General features: G+C 62.5%; 28 protein-coding genes. 16 read left to right on the forward strand and 12 right to left on the reverse strand.

The annotated features are described in order from the left end of the window. Window positions 1-11: 11 nt before the first annotated feature. From K6I40_RS10680 to K6I40_RS10695, 4 genes are all read left to right on the forward strand, one after another. Window positions 12-233, forward strand: a complete 222-nt coding sequence (locus K6I40_RS10680; protein ID WP_222918981.1) for a hypothetical protein — start codon at window positions 12-14, stop codon at window positions 231-233. A gap of 120 nt (window positions 234-353) precedes the next feature. Next, window positions 354-1655, forward strand: coding sequence for a histidinol dehydrogenase (hisD, locus tag K6I40_RS10685; RefSeq protein WP_222918982.1), 1302 nt, complete (start codon window positions 354-356; stop codon window positions 1653-1655). Between the two features lie 89 nt (window positions 1656-1744). Next, a complete protein-coding gene (locus tag K6I40_RS10690) occupies window positions 1745-1954 on the forward strand; it encodes a hypothetical protein (protein ID WP_222918983.1) in 210 nt (69 codons plus the stop codon). A 105-nt stretch (window positions 1955-2059) separates the two neighbouring features. Further along, complete coding sequence (locus tag K6I40_RS10695) at window positions 2060-2434, forward strand: iron-sulfur cluster assembly accessory protein (protein WP_222918984.1); 375 nt, start codon at window positions 2060-2062, stop codon at window positions 2432-2434. Between the two features lie 148 nt (window positions 2435-2582). On the opposite strand, the gene K6I40_RS10700 is transcribed toward K6I40_RS10695, so the two are convergent. The 4 genes from K6I40_RS10700 to K6I40_RS10715 form a co-directional block, all read right to left on the reverse strand. Next, entirely contained in the window at window positions 2583-2783 is a 201-nt protein-coding gene (locus K6I40_RS10700) for a dodecin (protein WP_222920342.1), read from the reverse strand. 86 nt (window positions 2784-2869) lie between these two features. After that, on the reverse strand, window positions 2870-3529 hold the full coding sequence (locus tag K6I40_RS10705) for a hypothetical protein (protein ID WP_222918985.1): 660 nt from the start codon (window positions 3527-3529) through the stop codon (window positions 2870-2872). Then, window positions 3522-4142 (reverse strand): hypothetical protein, encoded by a 621-nt coding sequence (locus K6I40_RS10710; RefSeq protein ID WP_222918986.1) that lies wholly within the window; start codon window positions 4140-4142, stop codon window positions 3522-3524. The genes K6I40_RS10705 and K6I40_RS10710 overlap by 8 nt, the downstream gene beginning before the upstream one ends. A 77-nt stretch (window positions 4143-4219) precedes the next feature. Then, complete coding sequence (locus K6I40_RS10715) at window positions 4220-5212, reverse strand: metal-dependent hydrolase (protein WP_222918987.1); 993 nt, start codon at window positions 5210-5212, stop codon at window positions 4220-4222. A gap of 194 nt (window positions 5213-5406) precedes the next feature. Between K6I40_RS10715 and K6I40_RS10720 the strand changes: the two genes are divergently transcribed. Further along, on the forward strand, window positions 5407-6618 hold the full coding sequence (locus K6I40_RS10720) for an alanine--glyoxylate aminotransferase family protein (protein WP_222918988.1): 1212 nt from the start codon (window positions 5407-5409) through the stop codon (window positions 6616-6618). Between the two features lie 20 nt (window positions 6619-6638). Here K6I40_RS10720 and K6I40_RS10725 read toward each other — a convergent pair whose 3' ends face one another. Continuing rightward, window positions 6639-6947: a hypothetical protein gene (locus tag K6I40_RS10725; protein WP_222920343.1), complete on the reverse strand. Its 309-nt coding sequence runs from the start codon at window positions 6945-6947 to the stop codon at window positions 6639-6641. A gap of 231 nt (window positions 6948-7178) precedes the next feature. Next, a complete protein-coding gene (locus tag K6I40_RS10730) occupies window positions 7179-7418 on the reverse strand; it encodes a DUF5816 domain-containing protein (RefSeq protein ID WP_222918989.1) in 240 nt (79 codons plus the stop codon). Window positions 7419-7608: 190 nt separating this feature from the next. Between K6I40_RS10730 and K6I40_RS10735 the strand changes: the two genes are divergently transcribed. Further along, a complete protein-coding gene (locus tag K6I40_RS10735) occupies window positions 7609-8019 on the forward strand; it encodes a universal stress protein (RefSeq protein ID WP_222918990.1) in 411 nt (136 codons plus the stop codon). 22 nt (window positions 8020-8041) lie between these two features. Here the strand turns inward: K6I40_RS10735 and K6I40_RS10740 are convergent, their stop codons facing one another. Together K6I40_RS10740 and K6I40_RS10745 are read right to left on the reverse strand one after the other, a co-directional pair. Beyond that, entirely contained in the window at window positions 8042-8485 is a 444-nt protein-coding gene (locus K6I40_RS10740; RefSeq protein WP_222918991.1) for a universal stress protein, read from the reverse strand. 188 nt (window positions 8486-8673) lie between these two features. Beyond that, the gene (locus K6I40_RS10745; RefSeq protein WP_222918992.1) at window positions 8674-9657 is read right to left on the reverse strand and encodes a mechanosensitive ion channel family protein; all 984 of its coding nucleotides are present in this window, start codon (window positions 9655-9657) and stop codon (window positions 8674-8676) included. Between the two features lie 156 nt (window positions 9658-9813). Between K6I40_RS10745 and K6I40_RS10750 the strand changes: the two genes are divergently transcribed. The 8 genes from K6I40_RS10750 (at window position 9814) to K6I40_RS10785 (ending at window position 18588) form a co-directional block, all read left to right on the forward strand. Continuing rightward, complete coding sequence (locus K6I40_RS10750) at window positions 9814-10881, forward strand: TrmB family transcriptional regulator (RefSeq protein ID WP_222918993.1); 1068 nt, start codon at window positions 9814-9816, stop codon at window positions 10879-10881. A 310-nt stretch (window positions 10882-11191) separates the two neighbouring features. Then, entirely contained in the window at window positions 11192-12658 is a 1467-nt protein-coding gene (locus K6I40_RS10755) for an extracellular solute-binding protein (RefSeq protein ID WP_222918994.1), read from the forward strand. Further along, window positions 12648-13685 (forward strand): sugar ABC transporter permease, encoded by a 1038-nt coding sequence (locus K6I40_RS10760; protein WP_222918995.1) that lies wholly within the window; start codon window positions 12648-12650, stop codon window positions 13683-13685. The genes K6I40_RS10755 and K6I40_RS10760 overlap by 11 nt, the downstream gene beginning before the upstream one ends. Continuing rightward, window positions 13685-14770 (forward strand): carbohydrate ABC transporter permease, encoded by a 1086-nt coding sequence (locus tag K6I40_RS10765; RefSeq protein WP_222918996.1) that lies wholly within the window; start codon window positions 13685-13687, stop codon window positions 14768-14770. Before K6I40_RS10760 ends, K6I40_RS10765 begins: the two co-directional genes overlap by 1 nt. A 4-nt stretch (window positions 14771-14774) precedes the next feature. Next, a complete protein-coding gene (locus K6I40_RS10770; RefSeq protein WP_222918997.1) occupies window positions 14775-15962 on the forward strand; it encodes an ABC transporter ATP-binding protein in 1188 nt (395 codons plus the stop codon). 180 nt (window positions 15963-16142) lie between these two features. Continuing rightward, window positions 16143-17216, forward strand: coding sequence for a Gfo/Idh/MocA family oxidoreductase (locus K6I40_RS10775; protein WP_222918998.1), 1074 nt, complete (start codon window positions 16143-16145; stop codon window positions 17214-17216). Window positions 17217-17269: 53 nt separating this feature from the next. Then, window positions 17270-17515 (forward strand): hypothetical protein, encoded by a 246-nt coding sequence (locus tag K6I40_RS10780; RefSeq protein WP_222918999.1) that lies wholly within the window; start codon window positions 17270-17272, stop codon window positions 17513-17515. Window positions 17516-17619: 104 nt separating this feature from the next. After that, window positions 17620-18588 (forward strand): sugar phosphate isomerase/epimerase, encoded by a 969-nt coding sequence (locus K6I40_RS10785; protein ID WP_222919000.1) that lies wholly within the window; start codon window positions 17620-17622, stop codon window positions 18586-18588. Between the two features lie 32 nt (window positions 18589-18620). Here the strand turns inward: K6I40_RS10785 and K6I40_RS10790 are convergent, their stop codons facing one another. Next, the gene (locus K6I40_RS10790) at window positions 18621-18929 is read right to left on the reverse strand and encodes a HalOD1 output domain-containing protein (RefSeq protein ID WP_222919001.1); all 309 of its coding nucleotides are present in this window, start codon (window positions 18927-18929) and stop codon (window positions 18621-18623) included. Window positions 18930-19341: 412 nt separating this feature from the next. Then, window positions 19342-19755 carry a hypothetical protein gene (locus K6I40_RS10795; RefSeq protein WP_222919002.1) on the reverse strand — a complete coding sequence of 138 codons (414 nt, stop codon included), beginning with the start codon at window positions 19753-19755 and terminating at the stop codon, window positions 19342-19344. A 793-nt stretch (window positions 19756-20548) separates the two neighbouring features. Here K6I40_RS10795 and K6I40_RS10800 point away from each other — a divergent pair. Further along, window positions 20549-21712, forward strand: a complete 1164-nt coding sequence (locus tag K6I40_RS10800; protein WP_222919003.1) for a tubulin/FtsZ family protein — start codon at window positions 20549-20551, stop codon at window positions 21710-21712. A gap of 110 nt (window positions 21713-21822) precedes the next feature. Here the strand turns inward: K6I40_RS10800 and K6I40_RS10805 are convergent, their stop codons facing one another. Beyond that, window positions 21823-22080 (reverse strand): hypothetical protein, encoded by a 258-nt coding sequence (locus K6I40_RS10805; RefSeq protein ID WP_222919004.1) that lies wholly within the window; start codon window positions 22078-22080, stop codon window positions 21823-21825. A 192-nt stretch (window positions 22081-22272) separates the two neighbouring features. Here K6I40_RS10805 and K6I40_RS10810 point away from each other — a divergent pair, with 192 nt between their 5' ends. Further along, window positions 22273-22461, forward strand: a complete 189-nt coding sequence (locus K6I40_RS10810) for a hypothetical protein (RefSeq protein ID WP_222919005.1) — start codon at window positions 22273-22275, stop codon at window positions 22459-22461. Between the two features lie 64 nt (window positions 22462-22525). Here the strand turns inward: K6I40_RS10810 and K6I40_RS10815 are convergent, their stop codons facing one another. Further along, a complete protein-coding gene (locus K6I40_RS10815) occupies window positions 22526-23227 on the reverse strand; it encodes a 6-hydroxymethylpterin diphosphokinase MptE-like protein (RefSeq protein ID WP_222919006.1) in 702 nt (233 codons plus the stop codon). Window positions 23228-23234: the final 7 nt, after the last annotated feature.

Genomic DNA, 23234 nt, shown 5'->3' on the forward strand with positions numbered 1-23234 from the left:
TAGGAGAGCACATGGACCGATCGGGATTCGTCAAACTCGCGGTCATCGCGTTCGGACTCGTCATTCTGAGCTTCTTCATCCGGGGACTCAGTCGAATCGTCCTCGAAATGGAGACCGCAAATCTTCTGCAGGCACCGTTCGCCATCGTCGGCTTCGTACTCCTCGTCTACCTCTTCGTCAGGGCGACACTGGATTTCGTCGGGATCTGGGATGTCAAGAATCCCGACGCGTGAGACGCTCGGGTGTGTGCCGGTCGATCGCAACGCCGTGGTGTGATCGATCCGGTATCGATCTACAGTCGACCGTCTGACCGGAAGGAAACCGTTTTTCGACCGCCCCACGAACTTCGAGGCATGACAATCGACGTGCAGACGATCGCCGACCTCGGGCCGGACGACCGCGTCGCCTTCTTCGATCGCGACGCTGGTATCGAATCGGTCAGGGGAGACGTCCGGGAGATCGTTGAGCGGGTTCGGAAGGAGGGTGACGTCGCCGTCCGCGAGTTCACCAGCGAGTTCGACGGCGTCGAGGTCGGCAACCTCGAGATCACTGACGACTGTGAGCGCGCGTACGACGAGATCGACGACGGGATTCGGGACGCGATCGAGACGGCCGCAGCGAACGTCCGCGAGTTCCACGAGGCACAACTCCCCGAGGACTGGCAGCGGGAGTTCGACACGGGCCGAGAGCTCGGCCGCCGGTTTCGACCGATAGAGCGCGTCGGCGTTTACGTTCCCGGCGGTTCGGCGGCCTACCCCTCGAGTGCGATCATGGGCGTCGTACCGGCGGTCGTCGCTGGCGTCAACCACGTGTCCGTGGTCACGCCGCCGGCAGACGACCTGAATCCGGTGACGCTGGCAGCGATCCACGCCGCGGGTGCGGACGCGGTCTTCAGCGTCGGTGGCGCACAGGCGATTTCGGGACTGGCCTACGGGACGGAAACGATCACCCGCGTGCAGAAGATCGTCGGCCCAGGAAACAAGTGGGTGACCGCGGCCAAGGCCGACGTTCGGGGCGACGTCGAGATCGACTTCCTCGCGGGGCCGAGCGAAGTGGTCGTAGTGGCCGACGAGAGCGCGGATCCGAAACTCGTCGCCGCGGAACTGGTCGCGCAGGCGGAACACGATCCCAACGCCTCGGTCGTGGCCGTCACCGACGACGAAGACACTGCCGACGCGGTGGCCGCAGCCGTCGACGAGCAGGCCGGCGCACGCGAGCGCGAAGACGTGATTCGAGATGCGCTCGCAAACGACGCGAGCGGCGTCCTCTGCGCTCGCTCGATGAGCGAAGCAATCCTCTTTACCGAGGAGTACGCCCCCGAACACCTCGCGATTATCGCTGAGGATGACGAATCGCTCCTTGCACGCATCGACAGTGCCGGGAGTGTCTTCCTCGGCCCGAACACCCCCGTCGCGGCGGGCGACTACGCCAGCGGGACCAACCACGTCCTGCCGACCAACGGCGGTGCGCACGTGACCGGCGGGCTTGCCGTCGAGACGTTCCTCCGGTCGACGACGGTCCAGCGACTCTCCGGTGAGGGCCTCGCCGACTTGGGCGAAACGATCACCACGCTCGCGGAGGCCGAAGGGCTCGAGGCCCACGCTGAGAGCGTCCGGGCTCGACTCGACCAACGCGAGGACGATGCAGAACAGTAGCAATTGCCACCAGTAATGCCTCTATCGCGGTTTCAGTGGACGGAAACACAGACTGGTTTACGTAGCTGGAAGCTGGAGTAGAGACCGAGATGGAACCGCGTGTCGATCCGATGGACGGGCGCGTCCTCGAGCGAAACTACGACTACGCACAGCGGAACGTGCGGCTCCTCTCGATGTGGTACGACTGCGAGCTCGAGCGGATGCTCGAACTGCTGGCGGAACACGATATCGAGCTCTCGCGCAACGACGAGCGACAGTTCGGGACGTGCTATCGATCGCTCCGTCGCGCGAACTGTTAGACGGGTCGATATCACACGATCGAGGCCGCACGTAACCGAATTTAGCTAGTTCCGTTGTGCGAGAATGGCGTCACAGTTAACATCGTCGCGCCGGAATGGAGTGGTATGAGCACGGATAGTATGGATGGCGGGGAGACGGACACGCGCCCGAAAATTGAAGTGACCGAAGACGCGGCCGAACAGGCGCTCTCCCTCCTCAAGGGCGAGGACCTGGACGTGACGGAAGCCGGGCTTCGGCTGTTCGTCCAGCAGGGTGGCTGTGCCGGTCTCTCCTACGGTATGCGGTTCGACGACGCGCCGGACGAGGACGACACGATCTACGAACACCACGATCTGCGCGTGTTCGTCGATCCGGCGAGCCTGAAATACATCGAGGGCAGCATCCTCGACTACGAAGACGGTCTGCAGGCCGAAGGGTTCCACGTGGACAATCCGAACGTCGTCAGCGAGTGCGGCTGTGGCGAGTCGTTCCGGACGTAATCGGATTCGTCCGCACCGCGTTTCGCATCGCTCCCCCGTTTTCGACGTTTTGACGCTCGACTGGCAACCGATAGTCGGGGGTCCGGAGACTAGCTCTGAAAGAAGGGGGCGATCACGAGCAGCAGGCCAGAACTGCCGCTCCGATCGGTTACTCCTCGAGTTCAAACGCGACGGTGACTTCGGCTTGGTACTCTCGGTCGTCCACGCTGGCAACTTCCACGCCGAGTTCGTCGACTTCGATCCACTGGACGTTCTGAAGGGTCGCTTCTGCGCGGTCGATGGCGTCGTCGGCCGCGGCGTCGAAGCTTTCGGGACTGGTGCCAATGAGCGTTATTTTCTTGAAGACCATGGCCACAGCACCTACACCTCGTAGCGACGTAAAACACGGCGTCCGTTCAGACCGAGAGTGGCCTATCGTCACCGATGCCGTCCGAGTTAGTCGTCCCGCGCGTCGAATCGGTCGCGGATCGCGCCTTGAACGTCGGAGAGATAGGCACCGCCCCATAGCGCGACGAGCAGGCCGCCGATCGAGTTAAAGACAAAGTCGAGCATCGTGTCGTTGAGGCCGTACTGCGTGAGAACAGCCCTGATTCCCAACGCCTGCGCCGAGAGCGCGATAGCGAACTCGAGGATTTCCCAGAGGACGCCGAAGGCAATGACGAACAGGAGGATGAACACGGCGACGAACTTCCGCGGGAGGTGGACGCCCTCGGCGTGTTCGTCGAACGCGCGGACGGTGGCGTACCCGACCCCGGCGACAAGCGACGCCGACAGCGCGTGGGTCATGTGATCCCACCACCAGACCTGACTGTAGAGTGTTCTGGTGGCCCCCGGGAGCCCGACGGTACCGAACGCGTGGAGAAAGACGGCAGTGGTGATCCACAGCGTGAGCCGCGGATCCATCGGAATCTCGTAGTCGCGCTCGAGGATCGGGGGGAGTTGGGTCACGAGCAGCGCGACGCCGGTGTTGATCACGATGCCGCCGTTGCCGCGGTCAATGCCGACGAACAGCATCCCGATTAGCCCGATTTCCATGAGATAGGAGAGTTGGCGCTGGCGATGCTGGGACGGCAGTCGGCTCGCGAGGCTACGCATTATCTCCCTCGGCGACCGACTGGACCTCCTCGGGAAGGCGCTGTTCGAGGCGGGCGAGCCGTCTGAAGTACAGTTCGAAGACGACGCCGGCACCGAGGCCGGCGACGGCAGAATACACGAACTCCCACATCACCGCGTCGTGGTCGGTGGTAAACGGGACCCCGAGCGTCTGAGACGCGCTCCATCGAAGCAGGGCCCACAGCCCCGCCGCGGCCATCGTCGCGACGACGACCAGGACGATGGCGAACGTCGAGGTCATCCGCACGGACGTAAATGACTGGAGTTCGACGGAGAGGACGAGCGCGATAGCTGCGACCGAGAGGTACGCCGCGAAGTGACCGGTCAATCGGTCCGCACCGATGGCCATTCCGAGGACGGGCAGGGCCGCCAGAAGCAGGACCTCCCAGGGAAGCATCACGAATCCCGAGCGAAAGGCGATCGGAGGAAGCAACGCCAGTGCCACGAGTACTGCCGCAAACGTCGCCCACAGGAACCCGCTACCCGTCAGGAGTTCGCTGACGCCGATCGCTGCGATCGCGGCGACTAACACCCACGCGATCGCCGCGTTGGTCCGGCCGTCAGCGATCAGTTCCTCGAGTGAAGTCTGAGACACAGTGATCGATACTGACTGTTCTCACTAAAACGTATGTCGTCTCTTGAACGAATATGTGAGGCCGAAAGGCAAACCGGTCACGCTGGACCGACGAGAAACAGGTAGACAGTGGCGTACGCAACGAGCGCAACGGTCACGGCAGCAAGCGCAGTAAGTGCGATCTCGAGAACGCCGTCGGGAGACGGCGATCCGCGATAGCTCGCGCGAGAACGTGCCAAAGAGGGAGTCTCCCGAACGACGCCACAGAGGAGGCCGACGCCGAGAATGGAGAAGACGAAGTGATAGGACACCGCCAGCGTCGGCGGCGTCACTGCGAGCGCGGCCACGCCGTAGACCACGCCAATCCCGGCCCGACGGTCGATGGCCGCGAATATCGAGCGATCGGTGAGCCGGCAGACGACCGCGAGTGCGAGCCAGATCGTCGCGAGTTCGATCCCGAACGCGCCGAGCAGGTGCAGTGTCGGGTCCGAGTGAAGGACGAGACGCGACTCGAGAACGGGAGAGGGAAACGGGAAGAACCAGTCGGGGGGCGATCCGGTGACGAGGTCGCCCCACGGGTGCGACCAGAGCCCCCAGAGCGCAGCGATAGCGACCGTCGCCGGCGAGAGCGTCGACGCTCGAGCGACGCCGCGTGCGACGAGGAGGCCACTCGCCGCGAATAGGCTCATGACGAGTGCCGCGATCGGGCCGTCCCAGACGAAGGCAATCGCGACGAGTGCCGCGAGGAGGCCGATCGCAGCGACACGGGCAAATAGCGCGCGATCGGAACTGCTGCGGGCAGCGAGCAGTCCGAACGCCGGTGCGGCGACCGCGCCGACGACCAGCGAGTGGGTGACCGATCGGTGGACATCACGGCTCGCGTCCCAGAAGGCCGTCGATGCCCCGAGCGCCCCGTCCGCCGCCTGCCACTCGAGGAGGCCGACGAGCGCGTACACGATGTCGATGTCGGGAATCGTCGCAAACACACCGGCGACGGCACCGACGAGGAGGGCCCGTCGGGGCTCCCAGCCTCGCCAGTCGGCGGCGAACGCCGCAACGGCAAACGCGAGGAGTCCGTGGCCGATGAACACGATAGATCGAATATGTGTTGAGTCGTCTTAAGGGACTCGCAGCCGCGGTCTGCGCTACCAATCATCGTCTAGTGACGCGTGGGCCGGCGGGAAACTGAGGCCGAGACCGAGAGACGAGCCGTGCTTCGACCGATCGGGCCTTGTAATTCGCCGGTGCCGGTAGGTCTTTGCGAGTGGCACGCGAGCACATACCCATGGCTCAGGACGCGTTGAACGAGGCGGCTCGAGCGCCATCCGTCGGCGAACTCACACCACCGGATCGGACCCTGATGGGGCCCGGACCGAGCGACGTGAACCCGCGTGTACTCCGAGCGATGAGCACGCCGCTCGTCGGCCACCTCGATCCCTCGTTTATCGAGATCATGAACGAGGTTCAGGAACTGCTCCGCTACACGTTCCGAACGGACAACCAGTGGACGATTCCGGTCTCGGGGACCGGGTCGGCCGCGATGGAGGCCGCGATCGGCAACGTCGTCGAGCCCGGCGACACGATGCTCGTCCCGACGAACGGCTACTTCGGCGGCCGGATGGCCTCGATGGCTCAGCGAGCGGGCGGCGAGACCGTCGAGGTCGACGCGCCGTGGGGCGAACCGCTCGAGCCCGATGACGTCGCGGACGCGCTGGCCGAACACGACCCCGACGTCTTCGGGTTCGTCCACGCCGAGACGAGTACCGGCGTCCTCCAGCCCGACGTGCCGGAACTGACCGCCGCGGCCCACGACCACGATGCCCTCGTGATCGCCGACAGCGTCACCTCGCTGGGCGGCGTCGAACTCCAGGTCGACGAGTGGGGCATCGACGTCGCGTACTCGGGTCCACAGAAGTGTCTCTCCTGTCCGCCGGGTGCAAGCCCGCTCACCCTGTCGGACACTGCGATGGAGAAGGTCCTCTCACGGGATGAAGACCCCCGCTCGTGGTATCTCGATCTCTCCCTGCTCGAGGGATACTGGGGCGAGGAACGGGCCTACCACCACACCGCGCCGATCACGAACGTCTACGCGATTCGGGAGGCCCTGCGTCTCGTCGCAGAGGAAGGCATCGAGGAACGCTGGGCACGCCACGAGCGGCTGGCCGGCGCGCTGAAAGCCGGTGTTGAAGCGATGGGGCTGGCGATGAACGCGCCCGACGAGTACTGGCTGCCGAGTCTGAACGCCGTCCGCGTCCCCGAGGGTATCGACGATGGTGAGGTCTGTGACGCCCTGATCGAGCAGTACGATCTCGAGATCGCCGGCGGACTGGGTGATCTCGCCAGCGAAATCTTCCGGATCGGCTGCATGGGATACTCCGCACGGCCCGAAAACGTGATCTACGTCGTGACGGCGCTCGGTGGCGTCTTAGCGTCGATGGGCGCGGACGTCGATCCGGGCGCAGGTGTGACTGCGACGCGCAACGCGCTCGAAGAATAGGGTGGTAGTAGCTGCCGTTTTTACGCTGTTACTCGCGGTCCTGGTGGTGCTCGTTCGACCTGATAGTCTTCCCCGTCGACGATGATGATGGCCCACTCGTAGTTCGGGTTCGTCTGCTCGAGTCGCGCCTCAAGGTCGTCGGCGTCCTCGGGTTCGGCGACGAAACAGTGGAACTGTCCCGACGCAGACGATGGGAGCTCTCCCGTCTCGAGGACGGTATTTACATGGACGACTTTCCATGCTCGTTCGGCGCGGAACTCAGGGCCGTTGCCTTCGACGGTGTAGCCCAACTCAGCGAATATCGACCTGGCCTGCTCGACGAGTCGCATGTTAACAGGACCCATTCACTACTACCTATGTCGGCATCCACCATAAATGTTAGTACGTGACAAGAAGGACCGGGGCGGGTCCCGAGGAGTCGAATCTATCCCGAAATTTCGATTCGTCCGTGTCGTAGCGGAGAGAGGGTTCGGTCAGTAATAGTCTATTACCGGCCATCCTCTCGGTTGCACAGCCGATGGGGTGTTCATCGAGAAGACTCGAACGGATTCCAATACTGATTACTCGTGAGCGGCGTCCCACTCGGTCGGTTTGCGGAAGTTCCCACACCGGTTGCACTTGATTCGGCCCATCGCGTCCATCGCGTTGTCGAGGCTCTCACAGTTCGTACAGAACCAGCCATAGCGGTGCTCCGCATCGGACGACTCGTAGGCGACGAGAAACGGTCCCTTCGATCCCCTGTCGCCGTCCGTCTCCGAGACGTAGACCGTGTCGCCGTCGTCGGTCGACCAGGTTTGCATGCCCGTGCGTAACCTCGCTCGCGGTAAATGACTATCTTTCCGGGTCGGATTCGCCGGCTCGAGTGGCTCACTGGAGCGGCGGAGCCCGGATGAGTTCACCGAATGGTATGGGTCGCCACATGAGACAAGTTCGCAGTGTGAACTGTCCGTACTGAAAGGTTTACCCGCCCGGGAATCGTTCGAACGCCTAATGTCGCTGGTCGTGGTTCCCGTTCGGTATCCGCTGTCGAAACACTCGCGGCGAACGCTCGAGCAGGCGATCGAGGTCGCCCGCGAGCGCGAGGCAGCGCTGACGATACTCCACGTCGACCTCTATCAGAACGGGAAAAAAGTAACGCGTATGGATCTGAAAAACGCCGTCGAACGGGCCTTCGGACGGCTCGAGAGCGCTCGGTACGTCGTCCGCACTGGCTTTCTCGTCGAGGAGAGCATCCTCGATGAAGTCGCCGCGGAGCGGGCCGACGCCGTCGTCATCGGTAGTAAACAGGCGAGTCGCCTGCGACGGATCTTCCAGCGGTTTACGGATAATCCGGATATCGACCACTATCTGCGGACCCATCTCGACTGCGAAGTCATTACGGTCGATGGCGCACGCGCCTGAGTTCGGCCGAGAGACCGGCCGCTCACTCGTCGTTGCCCGCGTTTCGCACGACGAACACCGGAATCGAGGCGTTGTCGACGACTCGCTCCGAAACGCTCCCCAGCGATGTCACCTTCTCTCGCGGGCTCTTCCCCCGCGTCCCGATCACGATCAGGTCGATCCCTTCTTCGTCGGCGTACTCGAGGATCGTCTTCGCGGGCGTCCCCTGACGCACTTCACCGACGGTCTCGAGCCCCTCGGCTGCCGCTCGCTCCTCGACAGCGGCGACGGCCTCCCGACCCTCATCCTCGAGCGAGCGCTCGAGATCGGTACTGGTCTGGTCGCCGGCCGCGGCGGTGACGCGGCTATCGACGACGTACAGCGAGTGGACCGTCGCGTCGTTGTCCGCGGCGATCGGCAGACCGTGGGCGAGCGTCTCGGGAATCGTGTCGCTGCCGTCGGTGGGAATGAGAATGTCGTCGTACATCTGTCGACTAACGGTGAATTGAACCGGAGATAGCATAAATCACCCCCACAGTATCGGCCGATAGAAAACGCGGACAGCGAGCTCTCGGTTGAGCAGTGCTAGGCGATAGCAGACAGTGCCGAGCAACAGCGCAAACATCGGCTCGATGACGATCGAGTAGCCCCCACTCGAGGGTGCACTGGCCACCGTCACTGATCGGTCGTATCCGCGGGACTCTCACCCGTCGAACCCGGCGATCGGGGCGAGTCTGCACGCGGTCGCTCGAAGCCGGAGTCGTCGACAGACAGCCGTGCAATGCCGCTGGTTTCGTCGAAGACGTGGTGGCGACGCGGGTAGGCGAACTCCGCGTCGATGTCCGCGAAGCGCTCGCCGATGGCGTCCTGGACTGCCGACCGGATGACGGTCTGTTTGTAGGGATGTTTCATCCAGAAGAATAGTTCGAGGGCGATCCCGTGATCGCCGTATTTGTCAATATAACAGGAGGGGGCTGCGGCGTACCGAGCGCTGCCGATCCGGATATCCGGACCGCCAGAGATGACGTTGTCAACGCTTCTCGCCGCCCGTTCGGCGGCCTGTCGTGCCGCCTCGAGATCGCTCTCGTAGGTGATATCGAACCCGACTGAGACTCGCGTCCGCTCGTCCTCCGCGGAATAGTTGACGACGTCGCGGGCGTGAATTTCGGAGTTGGGGATAACGATGAAGGTGTTTTGGAGCGTGAATATCTTGGTGTAGCGGATCGTGATGTCCTCGACGAACCCGCGGTGGCCGGCGTCGGTGACCTCGATCATGTCGCCGATCTCGTAGGGCCGGTCGGCGAGGACGTAGAGGCCGTTGATCAGGCTCCCGACCAGCGGTGCGAGTACGATCGCAATCACGGCCGAGATGACGGTCACCGAGAGGAGGATCTGCGTGTCGCCGACGCCGAGTATGCCGGCCGCGACGACGGCCGCCCAGAGGAGAACGGTGATTCTGACACCACGCAGGACGGTCCGCGTGACGCTTGGCCGTTCGATCCTGCGTGCGACTGTGCGACCGGCGAGCCGGACGGCGAGCTTCGAGAGGTACCAGCCGATGACGAGGACGACGACCGCCAGAGCGATCTCGACCGCCAGTTCGGACGTACTACCTGGAATGGCGCCCTGAACCGCCTCGACCGCTGACCTCACGTTCATCTGAGGACCCCGCACATACCAAGAGGCTCAGGCCCGTTGTGGTTAAGGGTTCTGACCGTCAGGTTCGGGTACTGAAACCATCACAACCCGATTTCGAAAACGAGTGCTACTCAGAATATAATAAATCATTTATCGATCGGAAGTGTAGGGTCAGATATGGCACCAGATGAACTTCGCTCGACCGTCGAGCGTGTCGGGGATCGGTTCAACCTCGGCGAGTACGAGATCGACGCCTACCTCACCGTCTTAGAGCAGGGACAGCTCACGGCGAGTGAGATCGCGGACCGAACGGAGATTCCCCAGCCCCGCGTCTATGACACCGTGCGCAGCCTCAGCGACCGCGGACTGGTCGAACTGCGAGAATCCCGTCCCATGAAGGTCGTCGCGATCGATCCCGGGGAGGCCTTCGACGACGTCCAGACCTCCTTCGAGCAGATGATCTCGGAGCTCGAGGCCCGATACACCGCGCCGGCTCGTGATACTGAGGCCGTCTCCCTCGTGAAATCGCGATCGACGATCCTGCGCTACCTCGAGGAGGTCATTGACGCTGCGGAGTACGAACTCTCCCTGTCGTTGACGCCGGACCTGCTGACCCGGTTCGAAGCGGAGCTACGTGCGGTCGTCGAGGCCGGTGTGAGCGTCGATCTGATCGTGACGCCAGCGAGTGAAGCGCCCGATCCGTCGGAGTTCGAGTACGGCGAAATCGCCACGACGGCCCGTGCTCGGCGGGGCATCACGACGCCGGTCGTTGCCGTCGCCGACGGCAACTACTCGGTCTATGCGACGCAGGATGCCCTGCGTGACGATCAGGACCGGTATGGCGTCATCTTCAACCGATCCGCGCTCGGCTTTCTCATCTCCGGGTTCTTCGGAACGGTCCTCTGGACGACCGCCGAACGGGTACTCGGCGAGGATGGTACTGCCCGGACGTACCCCCGGAGGTACGCCTCGATCCGCCGGTGTGTAAAGGACCTCCTCGACGAGGGCGGCGAGTTTTACGCGACCATCGACGGCCGCGACGTCGAAGTCGGTGGCCAGCGAATCGTCCGCGGTCGCATCCGCGACGTTTCCTTCGAGGTCAGCGAGGAAGTTGCCAGCCTCATGATCGAAACCGAGGAGGGCGAGGATGTCTCCGTCGGTGGCCGCGTCGCCGCCCTCGAGGACGTCGAAGCCCACGAGATCCACATCGGTCGGAACGAACCGCCGACGCTCGAGGATCGCTGATCTCGCCGCTGGGAAATCACCATCGCTGGTAGCCGACGGCCACCACAGCAACTCGGCCGGACACGCCGAACCTGTGCAGTGAATTCGCCCGGCTACGTACAGCGAGCAGTATCGTAGTCTGTTGGCTGGCACCTGCCGACCGTCGGAGGGCAATAGGTGATTAGCGATTCCGACTGCAAACGAGCCGATGTCCCGTCCCTCCGGCAGTCGATGATGGGTTGTCATAACCAAAACGAGATCCGAACACTCACATTTTATTACAATATTTATAGCTAACAATTAAGGTGCAGAACGTGGTTCGTTGCTGCGCATGGGACGCAATACCACCAGCCAACGCGACTGCGCCCGTCTGAAACGACGGTCGTTCCTGCGGGCTGCATCGGCATCGACAGCGGGAGCGATCGCCGTTACCGGCTGTCTCGGCCGGGGTCGCAGACCGAATACGGTGGTGATGACCGCTGATACGGGCGTCGAGGGGATCATCAACAGCGACGGCGACGGCCCCTCGGTCCAGCAGGCCCTCTGGGATGCCGGGCTGGACGAGGACATCCGCCTCGAGATCCAGACCGTCGTCAGCGACTCTGCATCCCGAATGCAAACGGCCCAGTCAGCCCTCGAGGCGGGTCGCTCGCCGCCGGACATCCACATGATGGACAGCGGCTGGACGGTCCCGTTCATCCTTCGAAACCAGACGGTCAACCTGACCGAGCGGCTCTCGGAGGACGTGCTCCAACGCGTCAACAACGACTACCTCGAGGCCATCCTCGAGACGGCGCGCCACCCCCAGACCGGAGACCTCCACGGACTGCCCCTATTCCCCGACCTGGGGTTCATGCTGTACCGGCAGGACCTGATCGAGAACGCTGGCTATGATACCAGTGGCTGGGGAACGAATCCGCCGTCCTGGGAGGAGTTCGCAAACGCGGTCAGCGACGCGAGAGATCAGGCCGGCGTCGACTACGGGTTCACCACGCAGGCGGCCGCCTACGAGGGGCTGTCCTGCTGTACGTTCAACGAAGTGATGACGTCCTGGGGCGGGGCCTACTTCGGCGGGACCGATACCCTGTTTACTGCCGGTGAACGGCCGATCACCGTCAACGAGCAGCCGGTCATCGACGCGATCCGAATGATGCGCTCGTTCATCGACAGCGAGGACGAGAACGCGATCGACAAGTACGCCCAGATCTGCCCGTCGGCGATCGTCCAATGGACGGAACAGGAGTCGCTCAACCCGTTCGACAGCGGCGACGCCGTCTCGAACCGCAACTGGTCGTTCGCGATCGCACAGACCGGCGCGGAGGAGGTCTTCGGCGAAGATCTCGGGGTCATGACGAGACCGTACGCGGTCTCTCAGGAGAACGCCGAGTATGAGGGAACCGGCGGAACCAGTTCGGCGCTCGGCGGCTGGAACCTCGTCGTGAGCCCGTTTTCGGAGCGCCAAGAGGAAGCGCTGCAGGTCCTCGAGGCGTTCGCCACCGAGGAGGTCATGCTCACGGTCTTCGAACTCGGCGGCTACCTCCCGCCGAACCTCGAGTTGGTTTCGGAGGCTGATCCCGAAGAAATCGGCCCCGTCGCTCGCTACAGCGACGTGGTCGAGTCGGCCAGCGAAAACGCGGTTCCGCGACCGGCGACCGACCTCTGGCCCGAGCAGTCAGCACTGATCTATCAAGAGGTCAACGCGGCGTATCGCGGGACGAAAACGCCCGAGAACGCGATGAGCGATCTCGCGGAGCGGCTCAAACGGAGTGAAGCGGAGGTACAAACAAATGGCAACTGATACCGATACGGAGGGTTTGACCGGCGGTGAGTCCGGCACGGAGCGGGACCGGACCGGTAACGCAGTCGTCAACTGGATGGAGAGTCTGAGCGAGGCGGCCTACGCGTACCTGCTGTTGCTACCGGCGTTCGCGCTGTTGACGCTGATCGCGTTCTACCCGCTGCTCAGGACGTTCATCATGTCGCTACGGGCCGATCAGACGCGCGGAATGGAGCCGCTCGGGGCGTTCGTCGGCGTCGAAAACTACGTCGACATCCTCACCGGGAACGCGAGACTGGCTCGGCAGTTCCTCGACGTATCGCTGTCAACATCGTTCCCGTTCATCGAACTCGGTGTACCGTTCTTCCAGCAGGCGCTGTTCGTCACGCTCGCGTTCGCGATCATCAGCGTTCTCTTCGAGACGATCATCGGGTTCGGTCAGGCCTACGTGCTCGATCAGGAGTTTACCGGGCGACGCTGGGTCCGCGTGGCGATCATCCTCCCGTGGGCGGTTCCGATCGTCATTCAGGGGATGATCTTCTTCCTGCTGTTCCAGCCGGAGGTCGGCTTCGGCACCGACATCATGCAGTGGCTCGGGATCTTCAGCGCCAGCCCGCTGGCCAACAGCCGGGACGCGTTCATCATCATCCTCGTGGCCGACATCTGGAAGTCGTCGGCGTTCATGGCACTGTTGATCCTCGCGGGGCTCCAGAGCGTCGATCGGAGCCTCTACGACGTCGCCCGCGTCGCGGGTGCCTCGCCCTGGCAACGATTCAAGATGATTACGCTGCCGCTCGTGATGCCGGCGCTGTTGGTCGCAATGCTGTTCCGAACCATGGACGCAATGCGGGTCTTCGGACTGATCGAGTCGACCGCCGGCTGTACGACCGTGCCGTCGCTGACCTGCCTCGTCGTCGAGGCGATGTTCGGCGGCACCCGAATCTTCGCGACGGCAGCTACCGTCGCGTTCACGACCGCACTTGTGATCGGCCTGATCATCGGCGGCTACGTACTGCTCTTCCGCGACACCGAAGGAGGGATGTACTGATGACCGATCCAACAGACTCCACCGACTCACCGAACGACACCGGAGGAATCGACGAGACCGGCGGCGAACGACGCCGAGATCCGACGCTCCGCCGACCCGACGGCGGTCGACCGACGGACGCGTCTTCGCACCGCACCGACGACGGCACGGCGATCCTCGAGGACGATCGCGAGGCGGAACTCGACCGCGGCCCGTTCCAGCGGTGGGTCGCCGACTCCATCGAAAACCCCGGCCGAGTCTACCGGGCGATGTTCTACGTCGCGGCGATCTTCTTCCTCTTTACGACGCTGTTCCCCTTCTACTGGCTGCTCATGGTCGCACTGACACCGGAGGGACAGCTTCAGAACATCGTCTTCACGCCGAACGGCTTCAACCCGGGAGCGTTCATCGAGGTCTTCGAGACGATCCCGTTCCACTGGTACATGTTCAACAGCTTCGTGATCGCGCTGGCCTCGACAGTCGTCGTCCTCATCGTCGGCAGCCTCGCGGGCTACGCGTTCGGCCGTCTCGAGTTCCCCGGCCGCATCCCGCTCATGCTGCTCGTACTGGTTATTTCCTTCTTCCCGCCGGCCGCGTTCTTCATCCCGCTGAACGACCTGTTCAACACCTCCTTTGCGGTCCTCGAACCGCTCACCGGTGACGGGACCCTCTACAACACGCCATTCGCGATGGTGACGCCGTTGTCGGCAATCTTCATGCCACTCGCGATCTTCATACTCACGACGTTCTACGGGCAAATTCCGGACGGCCTCGAGGACGCGGCGCGCGTCGAGGGGACGACCCGGCTGGGCGCGCTGTTCCGGGTCATCATCCCGCTGTCGGCACCGGGCGTTGCGACAGCCGGCGTGTTGACCTTCATCGCCGTCTACAACGAGTTCTTCTTCTCGTTCCTGATGACGGACGGTCAGCCGGAAAACTGGGCACCGATCCTTGAGGGGATCCTCGCCTATCAGGGCCAATACGAGGTGCTGTACCACCTCATGGCGGCCGCGAGCATCATCGGGGTCATCCCCGTCGCGATTCTCGTGGTGATCGCACAGGAAAAGATCGTCAGCGGGCTGACTGCGGGAGCACTCAAAGAGTAAGACAATGTCACGAGTACGACTCGAGAACGTCACGAAACGGTACGGAGAGGAAACGGCGGTCGACGACATCAGCCTCGAGGTCAAAGACGGTGAGTTCGTTACCCTCGTCGGTCCCTCGGGCTGTGGAAAGTCGACCACGATGGAGACGGTCGCAGGGTTAACCCAGCCGACCGAGGGGCACGTGTATATCGGCGACGACGACGTCACCAACCTCGCACCCAAGGATCGCGGGGTGGCGATGGTCTTCCAGAACATCGCACTGTTCCCGCACATGGACGTCTACGAGAACATCTCCTTCGGGTTGCGGCTCCGGAAGTACGACGACGAGGAAGTCCGGCGTCGTGTCGAACAGGCCGCCGACATCGTCCAACTCGAGGGGATGCTCGACCGGATGCCAAAGGAGATGTCCGGTGGCCAGCAACAGCGGGTTGGCATCGCCCGTGCAATCGTTCGCAACCCGGACGTGTTCCTGATGGACGAACCGCTGGCGAACTTAGACGCAAAGTTGCGAGTCCACATGCGGACGGAACTGCAGCGACTCCACCGGGAACTGGACGCGACAGTCATCTACGTCACTCACGACCAAGCCGAGGCGATGACGATGTCGAACCGAATTGCCGTCCTGAACGACGGCAGGCTCCAGCAGATCGCGCCGCCGCTGGTCTGCTACAACGAACCCACGAACCTGTTCGTTGCAGGCTTTATCGGCTCGCCGTCGATGAACTTCATCGAGGGAGAACTCGTCGAGAATGGCCTCGAGACGAACAACTTCACCATCGATCTCGACCCGTCCCGTCTTCCCGGCGTGACCGTTGGCGACGACGTCACGCTCGGCATCAGACCGGAGGACGTTCATCTCTCGGAGTACGCCGACTCGCTCGCCTCGTCGACGGACAGGATCGATGCCCGAACCGACGTCTTGGAACCGATGGGCGACGAGGTCTTCGTCTATCTGTTGCTCTCCGAGGCCGCCGCGGGATCGATGGATCAGGATCCCGCCACGTCACCGAACCAGTTGCTCATGAGTGTTACCCCCGACACGGACATCGAGGCGGGCCAAGACGTCGACGTCGTCCTAGACCGATCGAAGATCCACCTCTTCGAGACGGCCACTGGAAATGCGCTGGTCCACGGCATCACCGACCTCCCGGAGCGAGAGCCCGGCACGACACCAACGGAAGCGGACAGCTGAATGTTCGCTCCGGTGACAAGACCGCTCTCGAGGGGACACTGGTCTCCGGTTCCCGGTCGATGAGTGCCCGGTCGTTTGGCGACGGACGGAAGTTCCTCGAGTCAAAGGATTCGATATAGCGGGTATGGGTGTATCGGGCTGAAACGAGACGAATGCCAGCAGTGCCAGAACAACAGGGAAATGACACGAGATCGAGCAGAAATAGAAACCGGGATCGTTGGCCTCGGAAACATCGGCCAGTACCACGCCGAGCGACTCGTCGACCTCGGCGTGAACCTCGCCGGGGGGATGGACGTCGCCGCCGAGGCGCGAACGCGCTTTGCACGACGGTACGACGTGGACGTCTACGATGACCACCACGAACTGTACGATACCGTCGACGCGGTCATCATCACGACACCGAACAAGTATCACGAAGAGTACGCGATCGATGCCTTCGAGCGGGGCCTCCACGTCCTCCTAGAAAAGCCACTGGGTCACTCGATCGAGAGCGCCGAGCGGATCGCCGACGCAGCGGCAACATCGGACGGCTACGCCATGGTGGGGTTCAACAACCGCTTTGCGAACACTGTCCGGGTTGTGAAAAACCGGATCGATCGGGGCGATCTCGGCACCGTCACCCACCTCGAAGCAAACTACGTCCGGCGGCGCGGCATCCCGGGGAGAGGGTCGTGGTTCACCCGTCGACAGGTCGCCGGCGGCGGTGCGCTGATCGATCTCGGCGTCCACGCCATTGATCTCGCCCTCTACCTGCTTGGCTACCCCGAGGTCGAGGAAGTAAGCGGCATCGCTCGTAGCGAGTTCGGTTCCCGCGAAGAGTACGCCTACCTCGACATGTGGGCCGACGACGCGGGCCCCGAAGGGTTCGACGTCGACGACTCGGCCAGCGCTTTCATCCGCTGTGCGGGGAACCGAACCATCTCGCTCGAGGTCGCATGGGCGACCAACCGGCCGGCGACTCACGAGTTCGTCGCCCGCGGGACCAAATCAGCGGCCCGATTCGATCTCCTCGACGGCGATCTCACGATCCACTCGGCGAGCAATATTGGGCCGGACCACCTCGAGGACACGACCATCGAGACGCGACAGAACGATACCCACACCGATGAGCAACGGGAGTTCTTCGATCGGATCATCAGCGAGGGCGAGCGCGAACGCGGTAACAGCATCGAGGAGGCCCTCGCGGTTCAGCAGGTCATCAACGGCATCTACCGCTCGAGTGAGGAGGGACACACGATCGCCATCGGGGAGTAGACGGGGCAGTTTCGTGCACGACGTTTACGGCAGGGAGCCACCAACGCCCGGATATGGAAACGCCTCCCGAACTGGAAGACGTCGCCGGCGACGAGGACAAGATCACGATCACTAACCGCGAGTACGAGGGTGAGAGCGTCATCGCCGTGGACTTCGGCCAGACCGGCGAGAAGCCGTCGGTTGACGTCGTCGGCGAGACGGCAATCGTCACCGTCGGTGGGAATCAGTTCGAGTTCGACGTTCCGTCCGATGCGAGCGATGTCACCGTCAACGACGGTATTCTGACGATCAGGGGGTGACGAATTCCTCAGGTCGCCGAGCCGAGTCAACGAGGGCGTCAAACGACCGCGAACGAATGCCTGCCAGCCCTCGTTTTATTTCCCCGGCGATAGTCGTTTGGCCTATGGATATCGGTGTACACACGCCACCGCTGGCCGATGAACCGCTCGAGAGCGCGTTGCCGTACCTCGATGGGCTCGGTGTCGGAGCGATCGAACCAGGCGTCGGCGGGCATCCGGGCCAGGACCACCTCACTCGGTCGGAGTACCTCGACGACGAGACCGAACAGGCCGAACTCCACGACCTGCTCGCGGAATACGACATGCGAATCAGCGCACTCGCGACGCACAACAACCCGCTCCATCCCGACGACGAGCGGGCCGAGGAAGCCGACACCGAACTTCGCGAGGCGATCCGACTGGCCGCCCAGCTCGAGGTTGGGACCGTAACCTGTTTCTCGGGACTCCCGGCCGGCGGGCCGAACGACGAGGTGCCAAACTGGATCACGGCTCCGTGGCCGCCCGAACACGCCGACGCGCTCGAGTACCAGTGGGAGCAAGCCGTCGAGTACTGGGGTGAGATCGCCGACTACGCCGCCGATCACGAGGTCGATATCGCGATCGAGATGCATCCGAACATGCTGATCTACGAGCCCCACGGGATGGCGCGGCTGCGCGAGGAGACCGGCGACCGGATCGGCGTGAACTTCGACCCCTCGCATCTCTACTGGCAGGGGATCACGATCACCGACGCGATTCGGTATCTGGGTGAGCACGAGGCGATCCACCACGTCCACGCCAAGGATACCAAGATCTACGACGCACAGGCCCGCGAAAAGGGGGTACTGGATACGACCGCCTACGACGACGAGCCCAACCGCTCATGGCTCTTTCGGTCGGTTGGCTACGGCCACGACGAAACCCACTGGAAGGACATCGTCTCGACGCTCCGGATGGTCGGCTACGACGGGGCCCTGAGCATCGAACACGAGGACTCCCTGACCAGTTCGCGGGAAGGCCTCGAGAAGGCGACTGACCTCCTCGAACGGGCGATTTTCGAGACCCAACCCGGGGGAGCCTACTGGGCAGAATAGACCGCGTCGGGAACGGCCTCTTCTCCCGACGGTTACTCTCCGATCGGGCCGTTGACCGAGTCGGTAGACGAGGAGTCGCGGACGTCGACGTCACTGCCCGGCCGGACGACGACCTCGTACCCTTCGTACTCGAGTCGGACCACTACGTTGCTCGCGGTGCCGGCGGTCGTGTGGAACAGTGCGTTGAGCGCCTCCGGATTGACGACCGTAAACAACGGGTCGTACGCGGGGGGCTCGACCTCGGTGACGTCGATGCCCTTGTGTGCGGCAATCGCCTCGATGATGGCTTGGGTTGGCGGTACCTCGCCATCGGGCGTCGACATTTCGTCCCGGGAGGACATACTAGCGCCTAAGATATTCCAGCTGATAAGGGTGATGGCAAATATAATTGATCGATGCCCCTCGGTAATATCTGGTTCGGCATCCGATTACTGAATCAGAGATCCGTCCTCGAACGATAGTTGGACGCTCCGCTATTCCAGAGCCTCGCTGCGCACCCGTTCGAAGCGTTCGATGACCCAGTCCTGACGATCGGTGTGGTGGAACTAGAGGAAATTGAGAGAAACGATGAGATGGACGATGCGATTAGTGACGAAGCTCGAGTCATGGGAGTCGGTGGGCAGTGGAAAAGCACCTGTAGACACGATGGCGAGTGGTCCATCGAGAAGAGTCAGTTGAGACCAGGAACGCAGACGCAGTCTCTAATTCCCATCAAGAGAAAGGGTTAGTATTGCAAGGGTTGTGATGCCGAGCTCAACAACCAGCAGTTCGCGATTCGATAGTGATGTCCCACTGTCCGCTATTTATCATCGCTTCGTTGACGAACTCGACATAGTAGTTACCAGATGTATCTGCGGTTATAGTCCGCCGGATGTTTTCGGAGGGGCCGACTTCCGCAATCGTATTTCCATTCGGATCTTTGACTTCGAGCTTTGGTCTGGCCTCTTCGCCGCTCTGAACGGCCTTCATTTCTAACTCCGCTCCCTCTTCGAGGTCAAAGCGCCATGTAATGGACTCCCCAGCACTATATGTATCAAACTCATCAACTACTGTCTCTTCGTGACAATTTCCTCCGTCACTACTCCCGCTGTCACCACTCCCAGTACATCCTGCAACTGAGAGGGCGACGCCAGAGCTAATCATACCGAGGAAACTTCGTCTCTCCATACACTGGAGCAGTGGATCACTTAGTAAATAGCTAATGAATGAAAGGGAAACGAAATCGAATAATTGGAGACAAGTCCATCAGTATACCTCTGGAAGACAATACATTTACTAGTGAAAATCACGGTTTATATATTCTATATGATAGTCACCCGGGCGGTACCGAGCGGCACAACGGAACGGTACCGAACGGCACAGCGGGACGTATGACTAGGCGCGCGAAGATGAGACCGAGGGTGACGATCCACCACTCGTCGATGAGGATAACCGCGCGCTCAGAGCGATGCTTGGAGCGATGGCTGTATTCGCTGGTATGAAGATTATGAGTGCGTTCCCCTCTACGATTATAGTGCAGATTATGGTTCTCGCCGCCGATTGTTACAATAATGGGAGTGACGAGCGATCGGTACTAATCTCGTCGACCTCATCATGCAGGTTCTCCGGGACGGCCGGGACATCGGACTCGAGGAAACCAATAAGCCACAAACACTCTGGCATCGTCCAACGACACCAGCGATCCGAATACGGGTAACCCTGCACCGATGAAACCCGTGACGGTGCCTACGAATACCTCCAAGAATGCATCGATCGACTCGAGAGCGATAGCTATCGATGAAAGTACTTCTTAGCTGATAGTAATGAGTTCGTGAACGTATTTCTTCATCTATACGTAGGGAATAACAATACCTGTTTCCGCAGACTCACGGGATGTGGAACCCGTTCCCCTCTCGGCCGATCCGTTCGGTCTCCGCTGATTGATCACAGTCGCGCCGGGGAACGGCCACGACAGACAGCTATGAAACTCGCACTCATCGGTTTCGGTCAAGCAGGCGGGAAGGTCGTCGACGAGTTCCTCGCCTTCGACGACGCGATCGACGGCGGTTTCGTCGAATCGGCGGTCGCAGTCAACTCGGCGACGACGGACCTCAAAGGCCTCGAGCACGTCTCCGAGGAGAACCGCATCCTCATCGGACAGGCGCGTGTGAAGGGCCACGGTGTCGGTGCGGACAACGAACTCGGCGCGGAAATCGCCGAGGCGAACATCGACGAGCTACAGGGCACGATCGATCGGATCCCGGTCCACGAAATCGACGCGTTCCTCGTCGTCGCAGGCATGGGCGGTGGCACCGGATCGGGTGGCGCACCCGTCCTCGCGAAACACCTCCAACGGATCTACACCCAGCCCGTCTACGGGCTCGGTATCCTCCCCGGGACGGACGAGGGCGGCATCTACACGCTCAACGCGGCCCGCTCGTTCCGGACGTTCGTCGACGAGGTCGACAACCTGCTGGTCTTCGACAACGACGCCTGGCGCAGCGCCGGCGAGTCCGTCGAGGGTGGCTACGACCGCATCAACCGTGAAATCGTCGAGCGGTTCGGCCTCCTCTTCGCTGCCGGCGAGGTCCGAGAGGGCGATCACGTTGCCGAGAGCGTCGTCGACTCGAGCGAGATCATCAACACGCTCTCGTCCAGCGGCGTCTCCACGATCGGCTACGCCAGCGAGACGGTCGAGACGGGCGGCGGTCTGCTGTCCTCGCTGACCAGCGGCGACGACGACTTCGACGACGGCGCGGCGACGAACCGGTTGACCAGCCTCGTTCGCAAGGCCGCTCTCGGCCGGCTCACCCTTCCCTGTGACGTCGGTAGCGCCGACCGCGGCCTCGTCGTTGCGAGCGGCCCACCGAGCTATCTCAATCGCAAGGGCGTCGAACGCGGCCGCCAGTGGCTCGAGGACGAGACCGGCAGCATGGAGATCCGCGGCGGTGATTACCCGATCACGGATCGGGACGAGGTCGGCGCGATCGTCCTGCTGTCGGGCGTGACCGACGTGCCACGGATCGACCAGCTCCAGCAGGTCGCGATCGAGGCTCAGGAGACGACCGCAGACGTCCGGGCGAACGCCGAAGAAGACTTCGCGTCGCTGATGGACACCGGCGGCGAACTCGACGCGCTATTTTAAACGCCACCGCAGCCCGATCGGTTTTCTCGCCGACGAGAGATGGGCGACTTCCTCGAGAAACGTGTGAGTTCGTCACTGACGGTCTCGTTGACTGCTCGCGGATTCGTCGCCTATCGTCTGGTTCCGTCCACTGTCGGCTGATTCACCTCGCCCGGAGCCGTCGCGTCCTGTCGGTTCTTCGCCGCAAGGACGACGAACAGCGCGAGTCCGATACCGCGAAGCGTGAGATCGAGCAAGAGCGCGTCGACCGAGGCGGTCACGCCGACGAGTCCGAAGAGACCGAAGACCGACGTCGAAAGTAGCCCCGGTGCCATGAGCAGGAGCGAACTGAGCGCGAAGCCGGATCGCTCAACCCGATCCGTTCCCATATATAGCTCCGATGATGGTCGCACCAAGCAAGTCGCCGATGATCCAGTTCGAGACGAGCAGACCAGCGGAGAGCCGAGAGATCTCGGACTCGGGGGTATAGGGACGGACTACCACGGATCGGAGCTATCGAACCCCGTGTCGGTCAGTATAGTGAGACAATAACCAACTGTGATATTCGAGATAGACTGACCATGAGGGGTCAGGAGAACGGTACCACGACGCGATCGACGATGCGGAAAGCACTCGAGGCGGTCTTGCTCCGGAGCGACGACGGAACGGTCATCGAGGAGTGCCGTCGGTGTGGCACGACGCTCGAGTCGACGCTCGCGAGCTGTCCGTCCTGTGGCTGTAGCGATATCGTCGAGTATCGGATTCAGTGATCGGGGCCAGATGTCACCGGGGGGAAGCCGGCGACATCGGTCGGGCGGGAGTCGGCGAGTATCGCTACGCGATCGGGAGGTCGCCCGTCTCAATTGCGTCTCGTCGCCCGTCTAGCACCGCGAACCGCTCGTCGCGACGTCCCTCGAGCCAGGAGAGGAGTCGTTCGGCCCACTCGAGTTTGCGCGCTTTCAGCGGGTCGACCGCGGGGTCGTCGAAGTCCCAGCCGACGAACGTGAGTTGGGCGGCCCCGAGGTGATCCACCAAAAACGCCGCTCGGTCGCCGTCTGTGAAGCCGCCGAAATTGTGGATTGGGTCCCGAGGTGCGGCCTGTGTCGTCGGCAGGACGTACTCGTGGTCGCAGCCCGGAACGACCGCACGGATCGCGTCGAGATTGTCACCATGGCCGTGAACCGCGACCGGAACGCCTCGTTCGGTGAGTCGCTCGACGGTCGCCGGGTTCTTGTCGAGATCGGTCACCATGCAGTCAGTGGTGACGCCGTGGCTCGCGAGCGTGTCGACGGCCGTGGACGCGGCGGCGACGACATCGGCCTCGCGCGCTCGCTCGAGATCCTGGTCGGTCTCGAGGGATGGTCCGGCACCCGCGACGGCGACGGTCGTGTCGGAACCGATCGGCAACTCGGTGGGGTCGAACGACGCCTCGAGAAGGGAGCCGAGGAGGTCACGCCCTCGCTCGTCGCCGGCGCGCTCGTAGCCGAAATCCCGGAGGATCGCCTCGTAGACCGGCTCCCATTCGTCGAACTCCATGTGTAAT

The organism is Natrinema sp. SYSU A 869 (assembly GCF_019879105.1).
In the GTDB taxonomy this organism is placed as follows: domain Archaea; phylum Halobacteriota; class Halobacteria; order Halobacteriales; family Natrialbaceae; genus Natrinema.

Excerpts from the sequence above, each read along its gene's own strand:
- K6I40_RS10680 (WP_222918981.1), top strand. The coding sequence starts at position 12 with ATGGACCGATCGGGATTCGTCAAACTCGCGGTCATCGCGTTCGGACTC.
- hisD (WP_222918982.1), top strand. The coding sequence starts at position 354 with ATGACAATCGACGTGCAGACGATCGCCGACCTCGGGCCGGACGACCGC.
- K6I40_RS10690 (WP_222918983.1), top strand. The coding sequence starts at position 1,745 with ATGGAACCGCGTGTCGATCCGATGGACGGGCGCGTCCTCGAGCGAAAC.
- K6I40_RS10695 (WP_222918984.1), top strand. The coding sequence starts at position 2,060 with ATGAGCACGGATAGTATGGATGGCGGGGAGACGGACACGCGCCCGAAA.
- K6I40_RS10700 (WP_222920342.1), bottom strand. The coding sequence starts at position 2,783 with ATGGTCTTCAAGAAAATAACGCTCATTGGCACCAGTCCCGAAAGCTTC.
- K6I40_RS10705 (WP_222918985.1), bottom strand. The coding sequence starts at position 3,529 with ATGCGTAGCCTCGCGAGCCGACTGCCGTCCCAGCATCGCCAGCGCCAA.
- K6I40_RS10720 (WP_222918988.1), top strand. The coding sequence starts at position 5,407 with ATGGCTCAGGACGCGTTGAACGAGGCGGCTCGAGCGCCATCCGTCGGC.
- K6I40_RS10725 (WP_222920343.1), bottom strand. The coding sequence starts at position 6,947 with ATGCGACTCGTCGAGCAGGCCAGGTCGATATTCGCTGAGTTGGGCTAC.
- K6I40_RS10730 (WP_222918989.1), bottom strand. The coding sequence starts at position 7,418 with ATGCAAACCTGGTCGACCGACGACGGCGACACGGTCTACGTCTCGGAG.
- K6I40_RS10735 (WP_222918990.1), top strand. The coding sequence starts at position 7,609 with ATGTCGCTGGTCGTGGTTCCCGTTCGGTATCCGCTGTCGAAACACTCG.
- K6I40_RS10740 (WP_222918991.1), bottom strand. The coding sequence starts at position 8,485 with ATGTACGACGACATTCTCATTCCCACCGACGGCAGCGACACGATTCCC.
- K6I40_RS10745 (WP_222918992.1), bottom strand. The coding sequence starts at position 9,657 with ATGAACGTGAGGTCAGCGGTCGAGGCGGTTCAGGGCGCCATTCCAGGT.
- K6I40_RS10750 (WP_222918993.1), top strand. The coding sequence starts at position 9,814 with ATGGCACCAGATGAACTTCGCTCGACCGTCGAGCGTGTCGGGGATCGG.
- K6I40_RS10755 (WP_222918994.1), top strand. The coding sequence starts at position 11,192 with ATGGGACGCAATACCACCAGCCAACGCGACTGCGCCCGTCTGAAACGA.
- K6I40_RS10760 (WP_222918995.1), top strand. The coding sequence starts at position 12,648 with ATGGCAACTGATACCGATACGGAGGGTTTGACCGGCGGTGAGTCCGGC.
- K6I40_RS10765 (WP_222918996.1), top strand. The coding sequence starts at position 13,685 with ATGACCGATCCAACAGACTCCACCGACTCACCGAACGACACCGGAGGA.
- K6I40_RS10770 (WP_222918997.1), top strand. The coding sequence starts at position 14,775 with ATGTCACGAGTACGACTCGAGAACGTCACGAAACGGTACGGAGAGGAA.
- K6I40_RS10775 (WP_222918998.1), top strand. The coding sequence starts at position 16,143 with ATGACACGAGATCGAGCAGAAATAGAAACCGGGATCGTTGGCCTCGGA.
- K6I40_RS10780 (WP_222918999.1), top strand. The coding sequence starts at position 17,270 with ATGGAAACGCCTCCCGAACTGGAAGACGTCGCCGGCGACGAGGACAAG.
- K6I40_RS10785 (WP_222919000.1), top strand. The coding sequence starts at position 17,620 with ATGGATATCGGTGTACACACGCCACCGCTGGCCGATGAACCGCTCGAG.
- K6I40_RS10790 (WP_222919001.1), bottom strand. The coding sequence starts at position 18,929 with ATGTCCTCCCGGGACGAAATGTCGACGCCCGATGGCGAGGTACCGCCA.
- K6I40_RS10795 (WP_222919002.1), bottom strand. The coding sequence starts at position 19,755 with ATGGAGAGACGAAGTTTCCTCGGTATGATTAGCTCTGGCGTCGCCCTC.
- K6I40_RS10800 (WP_222919003.1), top strand. The coding sequence starts at position 20,549 with ATGAAACTCGCACTCATCGGTTTCGGTCAAGCAGGCGGGAAGGTCGTC.
- K6I40_RS10805 (WP_222919004.1), bottom strand. The coding sequence starts at position 22,080 with ATGGGAACGGATCGGGTTGAGCGATCCGGCTTCGCGCTCAGTTCGCTC.
- K6I40_RS10810 (WP_222919005.1), top strand. The coding sequence starts at position 22,273 with ATGAGGGGTCAGGAGAACGGTACCACGACGCGATCGACGATGCGGAAA.
- K6I40_RS10815 (WP_222919006.1), bottom strand. The coding sequence starts at position 23,227 with ATGGAGTTCGACGAATGGGAGCCGGTCTACGAGGCGATCCTCCGGGAT.